Below are 11,555 nucleotides of genomic sequence, written 5' to 3' on the forward strand. Positions count from 1 at the left end.
TAAGCCTACCAAACCGGGCTGACGGCATCTTGCCGTCGGCCTTTTACTGCTTGTAAAAAGCAGTACAAATAATCTCTGACGACGAAGGTATAGAAGCAATATGGCCTATTCTTTTACCGAAAAAAAGCGTATCCGTAATAATTTTGGGAAAGGTACAGAGGTACTTGACGTCCCATATCTGTTAGCGACACAAATAGATTCCTATGCGAATTTCCTGCAGTCCGGTGTGGAGCCCGATAAACGGCGAAGCCAAGGATTGCATGCTGCGTTCTCCAGCGTATTTCCGGTGGTCAGCCACTCCGGTTACGCCGTATTGGAATATGTTAAGTATCGCTTGGGAGAGCCTGCTTTTGACGTAAGAGAATGTCAGCAACGCGGTGCGACGTTTTCGGCGCCGCTCAGAGTGTTGGTGCGTCTGGTCATTTACGATAAGGATGCGCCCGCCAATACGAAAGTTGTCAAGGATATTCGCGAACAGGAAGTCTACATGGGTGAACTGCCCTTGATGACTGACAACGGCACTTTCGTGATTAACGGCACCGAGCGAGTTATCGTTTCCCAATTGCATCGGTCGCCCGGTGTATTCTTCGACCACGACAAAGGCAAAACTCATTCATCTGGAAAGCTGCTATTTAACGCGCGGGTAATTCCGTATCGCGGCTCTTGGTTGGATTTCGAGTTCGATCACAAGGACGCCGTATACGTGCGTATCGATCGGAGACGTAAAATCCCAGCCACTATTTTATTGAGAGCGTTGGGATACGAAAACGAAGAGATGATCAAGATTTTCTTCGATACCAATAAGTTCTCTTTAAGCGCCGATAAATTGATGTTCCATCTGATTCCTGATCGCTTGCGCGGCGAAATGGCTGTGTTCGATATCAAGTACGACGGCAAGGTGTTGATCGAAGAGGGCCGGAGAATTACCGCGAAGCATGTTCGGCAGTTGGAAAAAGCTGGCGTGACCGAAATCGAAGTGCCTCGCGACTATTTGTACGGCAAAATTCTGGGACACAACGTTATCGACAAGTCAACCGGCGAATTGCTGGCCAGCGTCAACGATGAAATTACCGATAACCTGCTGCAAAAACTGATCGACGCCGGCGTACCCGAGATTAACACTCTGTACGTAAACGATCTGGATCGTGGGCCTTACATTTCCAATTCAATGCGTTTGGACACCACAACCAATCGGTTGGAAGCGTTGGTTGAGATATATCGGATGATGCGCCCGGGCGAGCCGCCTACCGTGGAGTCGGCCGAAAATTTATTTGAAAACCTGTTTTTTACCGACGAGCGTTACGATCTGTCTGCAGTCGGACGAATGAAATTTAATCGCCGTTTAGGTCGGGAAGAGACTGACGGTCCCGGCACCCTTAGCAAAGAAGATATTATCGATGTCCTGAAGGAGCTGATTAAAATCCGGAACGGCAATGGCACCGTGGACGATATCGACCATTTGGGAAATCGTCGCGTCCGCTCTGTCGGCGAAATGATCGAAAACCAATTCCGCATCGGTTTGGTGCGGGTCGAGCGCGCAGTCAGAGAGCGTTTGACCCTGGCCGATTCTGAAGGCTACATGCCGCAGGAAATTATCAACGCCAAACCGGTGTCGGCGGCAGTGAAGGAATTTTTCGGCTCCAGCCAGTTGTCGCAGTTCATGGACCAAAACAATCCCTTGTCACAGGTGACGCACAAACGCCGGGTGTCTGCCTTGGGGCCCGGCGGTTTGGCCAGAGAGCGCGCGGGCTTCGAGGTTCGCGACGTTCATACCACGCACTACGGACGGGTTTGTCCAATCGAGACGCCCGAGGGCCCAAATATTGGTTTGATTAACTCGTTGTCTGTTTATGCCAGAACCAACGAGTACGGTTTCCTGGAGACGCCTTACCGGAAGGTGGTGGACGGCAAAGTGACCGATCAAGTCGATTACATTTCCGCTATTGAAGAAGGCGAATATGTCATCGCTCAGTCCAGCGTGGCTGTCGACGAGAACGGTAAATTGGTAGAAGGCCTGGTGTCGTGCCGTTATAAGGACGAATTTACCTTGGCCTCTTCAGAAACCGTGCAATATATGGATGTGTCCTCCAAGCAGATCGTCTCTGTAGCGGCATCGATCATTCCGTTCTTGGAGCATGACGACGCTAACCGCGCCTTGATGGGTTCTAACATGCAACGCCAAGCGGTTCCGACTTTGCGTGCGGAGAAGCCTTTGGTCGGTACCGGTATGGAGCGGGTTGTAGCAAAAGACTCTGGGGTGACGGTGGTTGCTACCCGTGGCGGTAGGGTCGAAGCTGTCGATGCCGGCCGGATCGTGGTTCGTGCGAACGACGACGAGACGGTCGCCGGCGTACCGGGTGTCGATATCTATAATTTGATCAAATATACCCGCTCCAACCAAAACACCTGTATCAATCAAAAACCATTGGTCAAACTGGGCGACATCGTTAACAAGGGCGACATCCTGGCCGACGGCCCATCCACCGATTTGGGTGAGCTGGCATTGGGCCAAAACATGTTGATCGCTTTCATGCCATGGAACGGTTACAACTTCGAGGACTCGATTCTGGTATCGGAGCGGGTCGTGAAGGAAGACCGTTTCACGACGATTCACATCGAAGAAAAAACCTGCGTGGCGCGGGAAACCAAACATAGTCCGGAAGAAATCACAGCCGATATTCCAAACGTCAGCGAGGAAGCGCTTTCCAAGTTGGACGAGTCGGGGATTGTTTATGTCGGGGCCGAAGTGAAAGGCGGCGACATTCTGGTCGGTAAGGTAACTCCAAAAGGCGAAACTCAACTGACGCCGGAAGAAAAGCTGTTACGGGCGATTTTCGGCGAGAAGGCTGCCGATGTGAAAGATACTTCTTTGCGGGTGCCAGGCAACGTTCGCGGTACGGTGATCGACGTACAGGTCTTCACTCGCGATGGCGTTAAGAAAGACAAACGAGCGCTGGAAATCGAAGAAGCGGAAATCAAGCGTTACCGTAAAGATTTGGATGACCAGTTGAAAATCGTAGAGCACGACATTTTCGCCCGGGTTAAGACGCTGCTGACCGGTAAAAAAGCCGAAAAGGGGCCGAACGGTTTGAAAAAAGGCGAGGAAATCAGTGCCGATTATTTGGATCAATTGACTCATTCCGAACTGCTGAAAATCAGAACGCTGGATGAAGATGCGAACCTGCAATTGGAAACCGTTGCCGAGCAGGTCGAACAGCAGCGTAAGGAATTCGACGAGCGCTTCGAACAGAAGAAGAAAAAAATCACAATGGGTGACGATCTCGCTCCAGGGGTGCTGAAAATGGTCAAGGTTTATTTGGCCGTGAAAAAACGCATCCAGCCTGGCGATAAAATGGCCGGCCGGCACGGTAACAAAGGGGTTATCTCGCAAATCGTGCCGATCGAAGACATGCCCTACACGGCCGATGGCAACCCGGTCGACATTTTGCTCAATCCTCTCGGCGTACCGTCGCGGATGAATGTAGGGCAGGTGTTGGAAACCCACTTGGGCTGGGCGGCGAAAGGTTTGGGTATCAAGATCGGCAAAATGTTGGAGGCGCAAGCCAAGGTCGCTGAAATTCGCGGTTTCCTGGAAAAGATTTATAACTGCAGCGGCAAAAAAGAAGATTTGAGCCTGTTCAGTGATAAAGACATTTTGGAATTGGCGCTGAATTTGGTCAGCGGTGTACCGATGGCAACACCGGTATTCGACGGTGCTTCCGAAGAAGACATTCGTACCATGTTGCGGCTTGCCGATTTACCGGAGCATGGCCAAACGGTGCTGTACGACGGCCTTACTGGGGAACCGTTCGAGCGCGAAGTGACGGTAGGCTATATGTACATGCTTAAACTGAACCACTTGGTGGACGACAAAATGCATGCCCGTTCGACCGGTCCATACAGTCTGGTGACCCAGCAACCGTTGGGCGGTAAAGCCCAGTTCGGTGGCCAGCGCTTCGGCGAGATGGAGGTTTGGGCATTGGAAGCCTACGGCGCAGCCTACACATTGCAGGAAATGTTGACGGTCAAGTCGGACGACGTGACAGGCCGAACCCGAATGTACAAAAACATTGTCGACGGCAACCATTCCATGGAAGCCGGCATGCCGGAATCGTTTAACGTATTGGTCAAAGAGATACGTTCCTTGGCGGTAAATATCGAGATGGAGCAAGAGTAGTCGGTCTAACGCGACTAGATTTCGGACGATATCGGTAACATTTTGAAGAGGGTGAGCTCTTGAAAGATTTAATGAATTTCTTAAAGCGTCAAGGCCGTACAGACGATTTTGACACTATACGTATCGGTTTGGCTTCTCCGGACATGATTCGCTCATGGTCTTACGGTGAAGTCAAAAAGCCTGAGACGATCAATTACCGCACCTTCAAGCCGGAACGCGACGGTTTGTTCTGCGCAAAAATTTTCGGGCCGATTAGCGATTACGAGTGCTTGTGCGGTAAATATAAGCGCTTGAAACACCGTGGCGTGATCTGCGAAAAATGCGGCGTCGAAGTGACTTTGTCCAAAGTTCGGCGCGAACGTATGGGCCATATCGATTTGGCTAGCCCGGTAGCGCATATTTGGTTCTTGAAGTCTTTGCCGTCGCGTATCGCGCTGCTGCTGGATATGACTCTGCGTTCGATCGAGCGCGTGCTTTATTTCGAAACGTTTGTGGTGATCGATCCCGGCATGTCTCCGCTGGAGAAAGGCCAGTTATTGACCGACGAAGAATATTTGAACGCGGTTGAAGAGCATGGCGACGATTTCGTCGCGAAAATGGGTGCCGAGGCTATCTACGATTTGTTGAAGTCGATCGATTTGAAAGACGAAATCAACAAGTTGCGCGAAGAGATTAATTCGACCAATTCCGACACCAAAATCAAGAAATTTTCGAAGCGATTGAAGGTGATCGACTCCTTGCTGGCATCGAATAATCGCCCGGAATGGATGATTATGACGGTGTTGCCGGTGTTGCCGCCCGAATTAAGGCCTTTGGTGCCATTGGACGGCGGCCGCTTTGCGACGTCGGACTTGAACGATTTATACCGCCGCGTTATCAACCGCAATAACCGTTTGACGAGGTTGTTGGATTTGAACGCCCCCGACATCATCGTGCGTAACGAAAAGCGGATGCTGCAGGAAGCGGTGGATGCATTATTGGACAACGGCCGCCGCGGCCGGGCCATCACCGGTAGCAATCGTCGGCCGTTAAAGTCCTTGGCCGATATGATCAAGGGCAAGCAAGGTCGTTTCCGGCAGAACCTGCTGGGGAAACGGGTGGACTACTCCGGCCGTTCCGTAATCGTGGTAGGACCGACGCTGCGTCTGCACCAGTGCGGATTGCCAAAAAAAATGGCGCTGGAGCTATTCAAGCCGTTTATTTTCAGTAAGTTGCAGCTGCGTGGCTTGGCGACAACCATCAAGGCGGCCAAAAAGATGGTCGAGCGCGAAGGCGCTGAAGTTTGGGACATTCTCGAAGAAGTGATCCGCGAACATCCGGTGCTGTTGAACCGTGCGCCGACGTTGCACCGTTTGGGCATTCAGGCATTCGAGCCGACCTTAATCGAAGGAAAGGCCATCCAGTTACATCCTTTGGTTTGTAGCGCTTTCAATGCCGACTTCGACGGCGACCAGATGGCGGTTCATATCCCGTTGTCTGTGGAAGCACAGTTGGAAGCCCGTACTCTGATGATGGCGACCAATAATATTCTGTCTCCCGCAAACGGCGAGCCGGTTATCAATCCGTCGCAGGACGTGGTTTTGGGGCTCTATTACATTAGCCGCGAGAAAATTAACGCGGTTGGTGAAGGTAGCGTTTTCTCCGATGTGTCCGAAGTCATGCTGGCTTTGGATAGCAAAGCAGTCGAATTGCAGACCAAGATTCAGGTGCGAATTACCGAAAAGCTAAAAAACACCGAAGGTGAATTCGAAACGATTGTCAGCCGTAAGCAAACTACAGTCGGGCGTTCCATCATCTGGGGTATCGTGCCAGACGGCATGCCTTATGAGTTGGTCAATGTCGATATGACTAAAAAGAATATATCGCGGCTGATCAACTATAGCTACCGTTACCTGGGGATCAAAGAGACCGTTATTCTGGCCGATAAGATCATGTATCTTGGCTTTAAGTACGCGACTCGCGCCGGTGTGTCATTTGGTATCGAAGACATGGAAATTCCGCTGAAAAAGGCCGACATTATTCGGGCTGCGGACGCCGAGGTGAGCGAAATTCAGAATCAGTACGCATCCGGTTTGGTTACCGACGGCGAACGCTATAACAAAGTTGTCGATATTTGGTCCAGAGCCAATGACCAAGTGGCGAAAGTCATGATGGAAGGCTTGGGGGAGGATGAGGTCGTCAATAAAGCGGGTGAAACCGTCAAGCAAAAATCGTTCAACTCCATCTTTATGATGGCCGAGTCGGGAGCGCGGGGTTCCGCGGCTCAAATCCGGCAGTTAGCCGGGATGCGCGGTTTGATGGCGAAGCCGGACGGTTCGATTATTGAAACGCCTATTACGGCTAACTTCCGCGAAGGTCTGGATGTATTGCAATACTTTATTTCGACCCACGGCGCTCGCAAAGGTCTGGCTGACACGGCGCTTAAAACGGCGAACTCTGGGTATTTGACCCGGCGCTTGGTCGACGTCGCCCAGGACCTGGTCATTGCCGAGTTCGATTGCGGTACTCAAAATGGTTTGACCATGATGCCGATTATCGAAGGCGGCGATGTAGTAGAGCCTTTGGTTGATCGAGTTTTGGGGCGTGTGGCTGCAATTGATGTTACCGAGCCTGCCGGGAATAAAGTTTTAATACCGGCGGGTACAATGATCGATGAAAATTTGGTCACTGTGCTGGAAGAGAACGGTATCGATAAAATGCTGGTTCGCTCGGTAATCACTTGTGAGTCGCGGCATGGTGTCTGTGCTAAATGCTACGGCCGGGATTTGGGTCGAGGTCATTTGGTCAATATTGGCGAAGCTATCGGTGTTGTAGCTGCGCAGTCGATTGGTGAGCCGGGCACGCAATTGACTATGCGTACCTTCCATATTGGCGGTGCGGCATCGCGTTCGGCTGCGGTCAGCAACGTCCAGGTTAAATCGAGTGGTACGGCGAAGCTCAATAATTTGAAGACTGTTAAAAACCGCGAGAATAACTTGGTTGCTGTATCCAGATCCGGCGAGGTCGGCGTGATGGATGACTACGGCCGTGAGCGCGAGCGTTACAAGATTCCTTACGGCGCCGTTTTGTCGGTAGCCGACGGTACACCGGTTAGTGCTGGTGACATCATCGTCAATTGGGATCCACATACTCATCCGGTCATTACTGAGGTGGATGGTTTCATCCAATTGATCGACTTTATGGATGGAATCACAGTACAGGAGCAGTCTGACGAGGTTACTGGTCTGACGTCTCGGGTGGTTACGGATCCAAAGCAACGGACCTCGGCCGGTAAAGAGCTGCGACCAATGGTTCGGTTGATAGATGAGCAAGGCGGCCAGATTAATTTGCCTGGGACTGATATCCCGGCTCAGTATTTCTTGCCAGCCGGCGCTATCGTAGGCGTTAAAGATGGCGGTGAAGTTAAGGTCGGTGACGTATTGGCGAGAATTCCGCAAGAATCTAGTAAAACTCGCGATATTACCGGTGGTTTGCCACGTGTTGCCGATTTATTCGAAGCTCGCAAAACCAAGGATCCTGCCATTCTTGCAGAAGCAACCGGTATGGTGTCGTTCGGTAAAGAAACCAAGGGTAAGCAACGCGTCATTATTACTGATTCCGAAGGTGAGCAGTACGAGACATTGATTCCCAAATGGCGGCATATCACGGTGTTCGAGGGTGAATTTGTCGACAAAGGTGAAACGATCGCCGAAGGCGAGCTGACTCCTCACGACATCCTGCGTCTGCGTGGAATTGAAGAGCTAGCCGATTACTTGGTTAAAGAGATTCAAGACGTTTATCGCCTGCAGGGTGTAAAAATCAATGACAAGCACATTGAGGCAATCATCCGGCAAATGCTGAGAAAGGTTGAAATTACCGCCTCGGGAGATACTGATTTTGTTAAGGGCGAGCAGGTAGAGCGGACCTTGATTAACGCGGTTAACGATCAAATTGAAAGGGAAGGAAAAATCCCTGCAAGTTACGACTCGTTATTGCTGGGTATCACTAAAGCTTCTCTTGCTACAGAGTCGTTTATTTCTGCGGCTTCGTTCCAAGAAACTACTCGAGTGCTTACCGATGCGGCAGTGCGCGGCATCAGTGACAGCCTGAACGGACTGAAAGAGAACGTTATCGTTGGGCGCTTGATTCCTGCTGGAACCGGGCTGGCCTACCACGAGCAGCGACGGAAAAGAAGGTCTGCTGAGTTCGCATCCTCGGCGGACGCCTCTAGTCAGGCCATGGAAGCCGTTGATGTGGAAGAGGCCTTGAAACAGGCGTTGAATATTGAATAGCCTTAAAAAGACTTGACCTGATTACCGTGTAAAGGTATCATGCTCTGCTCGAATCGACCAAGTGATTTGGGCGGAGTAATGTCATTTGTGGAAAGATATTACTTATTAACATTGCATATTCGGAGTAGTTAAGAATGGCCACGATCAATCAGTTGGTCCGTAAGCCTCGCGCTAAAAAAATAGAAAAAACCAATGTTCCGGCATTGGAGGCGTGCCCGCAAAGAAGGGGTGTTTGTACGCGCGTGTACACCACGACGCCAAAAAAACCTAACTCGGCGTTGCGCAAAGTTGCGCGGGTTCGGTTAACCAATGGCGCTGAGGTAAGTAGCTATATCGGCGGCGAAGGGCACAATTTGCAGGAGCACTCTGTGGTCTTGATAAGAGGTGGTCGGGTGAAAGATTTGCCGGGTGTGCGCTATCACGTGGTTCGCGGTAGTCTTGATACGTCGGGCGTAAAGGATAGAAAGTGCGGTCGTTCAAAGTACGGCGCAAAAAGGCCTAAGAAATAAGGGTTGGTAACAGATGTCAAGAAGAAGAGTTGCTGCAAAAAGAGTAATAAATCCTGATCCGCGCTTTGGTAGCGATATGCTTTCAAAGTTTATGAACATGATTATGGTAGATGGCAAAAAATCAGTTGCCGAAAAAATCGTGTACGGTGCGCTCGATGTTATCGAGAGCAAAGGGCACAAAGAGTCTCTGGAGTTGGTTTCCAAGGCGCTAGAAAATGTTCAGCCTCGGGTCGAGGTTAAGTCAAGAAGGGTGGGTGGTGCGACTTATCAGGTCCCAGTAGAGGTCCGTCCTGCACGAAGATTGGCTCTTTCTATGCGTTGGTTGATTGATGCATCCCGCAAAAGGAATGAAAGGACAATGGCTGCCAAATTGGCCGGTGAGTTACTGGATGCCTCTGAAGGTCGCGGTGCGGCAGCTAAGAAGCGGGAAGATACCCACAGAATGGCTGAGGCTAATAAGGCGTTTGCGCATTATCGTTGGTAATCAGGTCTAGGTTTCGTTGTGTCTCGAAAGACGCCTATAGAGCGTTATCGTAATATAGGCATAATGGCGCATATAGACGCTGGAAAAACAACGACTACTGAACGGATACTCTACTACACTGGGGTCTCGCACAAAATTGGCGAGGTTCATGATGGCGCTGCTACCATGGATTGGATGGAGCAAGAGCAAGAGCGTGGCATAACTATTACATCCGCGGCTACTACCTGTTTTTGGGCTGGGATGGGTGGTGGGCGAGACCAGTATCGTATCAATATTATCGATACTCCGGGTCATGTCGATTTTACCATTGAGGTTGAGCGTTCGCTTAGAGTGCTTGATGGTGCCTGCGCGGTGTTCTGCGCAGTCGGAGGTGTAGAGCCGCAATCCGAGACAGTTTGGCGGCAGGCTAACAAATACAAAGTGCCCCGTGTTGTATTCGTCAACAAGATGGATCGAGTCGGGGCAGATTTTCTTCGGGTGGTCGAGCAAATAAAAAGTCGCTTGGGGGCTTCGGTTGTTCCAATGCAGTTACCGATAGGCTCTGAAGACGCTTTTAAAGGTGTGATTGATCTTCTGAAGATGAAGGCCATTTACTGGTCTGAAGCCGATATGGGTTTGGCATTTACCGAATCGGAAATTCCGGAAGAATTGGTTGCCAATAGCCTTAAGTGGCGCGAATACATGTTTGAGTCGGCGGCCGAAGGAAGTGACTCATTAATGGATAAGTATCTGGAGCAAGGAGAGCTTACGGATGCAGAGGTAATATCAGGAATACGGGCCCAGGTTCTAGCAAATAAGCTGGTGCCTGCCTATTGCGGTTCAGCCTTTAAAAATAAAGGTGTGCAGTGCCTGCTGGATGCGGTAATAGACTTTTTGCCGTCACCAGTCGATATCGGTTCGGTTTGTGGATTGAACGATGCGGGCGAAAGTGTTTATAGGTCGGCAGCAGATAACGATTCGTTTTCCGCCTTGGCTTTTAAAATCGCATCCGATCCATTCGTAGGAACGTTAACCTTTATTCGGGTTTATTCGGGGGTGCTTAAATCAGGCGATACGGTGCTCAATTCGACGAAGAATAAAAGAGAGCGCGTCGGCCGTATCGTGCAGATGCACGCCAATAGCAGGGTAGAGATAAACCAAGTTAGGGCGGGTGATATTGCGGCCTTGGTTGGTTTGAAGGAGGTTACGACAGGTGACACCTTTTGTGATTTGGCGGCGCCTGTGTTGTTGGAAAAAATGGAGTTTCCGGAGCCGGTTATTTCCGTTGCAGTAGAGCCAAAAACCAAAGCAGATCAAGACAAATTGGCGGTTGCGCTGGCAAAGCTGGCCCAAGAGGATCCTTCCTTTCGCGTAAGTACCGATCCTGAGTCCGGGCAAACAATTATTGCTGGCATGGGCGAGCTACATCTTGAGATTATCGTTGATCGGATGAAAAGGGAATTTAGTGTTGCCGCCAACGTAGGGGCTCCCCAGGTCGCTTATCGTGAAACAGTGACGAAAGTCGTTGAAGCAGAAGGTAAATTTGTTAGGCAAACCGGGGGCAAAGGGCAGTACGGCCACGTTTGGTTGCGCATTGAGCCTGGTGAGCTAGGCTCAGGTTACCAGTTCGTCAATGAGATAGTGGGTGGCATAGTTCCTAAAGAGTATGTCCCGGCCATTGACAAAGGTATTCAGGAGCAAATGGAAAACGGAGTGTTGGCTGGTTTTCCAGTGGTTGATGTAAAGGTTAGTTTATTCGATGGTTCATATCATGATGTCGATTCGAATGAAATGGCTTTCAAAATAGCAGGATCTATCGGCTTTAGGGATGGAGCAAAAGCTGCAAACCCAGTGTTGCTGGAGCCTATCATGAAAGTAGAGGTAGTGACTCCCGAGGAAAATATGGGAGATGTCGTCGGCGACATTAACAGGCGCAGAGGGCTGATTCACGGCGTGGATGATGTTCCAGCTGGTAAAGTGGTCCAGTGCGAAGTGCCTCTAGCGGAAATGTTCGGTTACGCTACCGATCTTAGGTCGGCCACGCAAGGACGTGCCACTTATAGTATGCAGTTTGAAAAATATAACGAAGCACCTGCAAATATTGCGGAAGCGATTATTAGAAAAGTATCTTAAGT

5 protein-coding genes are annotated in these 11,555 nt (G+C 50.4%); all 5 read left to right on the forward strand.

Annotated features, from left to right (window positions below; translation table 11 throughout):
* Window positions 1-100 precede the first annotated feature (100 nt).
* The 5 genes from rpoB (at window position 101) to fusA (ending at window position 11,553) form a co-directional block, all read left to right on the forward strand.
* Window positions 101-4,177: a DNA-directed RNA polymerase subunit beta gene (gene rpoB / locus ACH518_RS08320; RefSeq protein ID WP_278209463.1), complete on the forward strand. Its 4,077-nt coding sequence runs from the start codon at window positions 101-103 to the stop codon at window positions 4,175-4,177.
* Between the two features lie 71 nt (window positions 4,178-4,248).
* Entirely contained in the window at window positions 4,249-8,448 is a 4,200-nt protein-coding gene (gene rpoC, locus ACH518_RS08325) for a DNA-directed RNA polymerase subunit beta' (protein ID WP_445372984.1), read from the forward strand.
* A gap of 134 nt (window positions 8,449-8,582) precedes the next feature.
* Entirely contained in the window at window positions 8,583-8,957 is a 375-nt protein-coding gene (gene rpsL, locus ACH518_RS08330; RefSeq protein WP_013820393.1) for a 30S ribosomal protein S12, read from the forward strand.
* Between the two features lie 13 nt (window positions 8,958-8,970).
* On the forward strand, window positions 8,971-9,441 hold the full coding sequence (gene rpsG / locus ACH518_RS08335) for a 30S ribosomal protein S7 (protein WP_140914198.1): 471 nt from the start codon (window positions 8,971-8,973) through the stop codon (window positions 9,439-9,441).
* 18 nt (window positions 9,442-9,459) lie between these two features.
* Entirely contained in the window at window positions 9,460-11,553 is a 2,094-nt protein-coding gene (fusA, locus tag ACH518_RS08340) for an elongation factor G (RefSeq protein ID WP_445372550.1), read from the forward strand.
* Window positions 11,554-11,555 lie beyond the last annotated feature (2 nt).

The sequence above is a fragment of the Methylomonas sp. HW2-6 genome, from assembly GCF_052474525.1.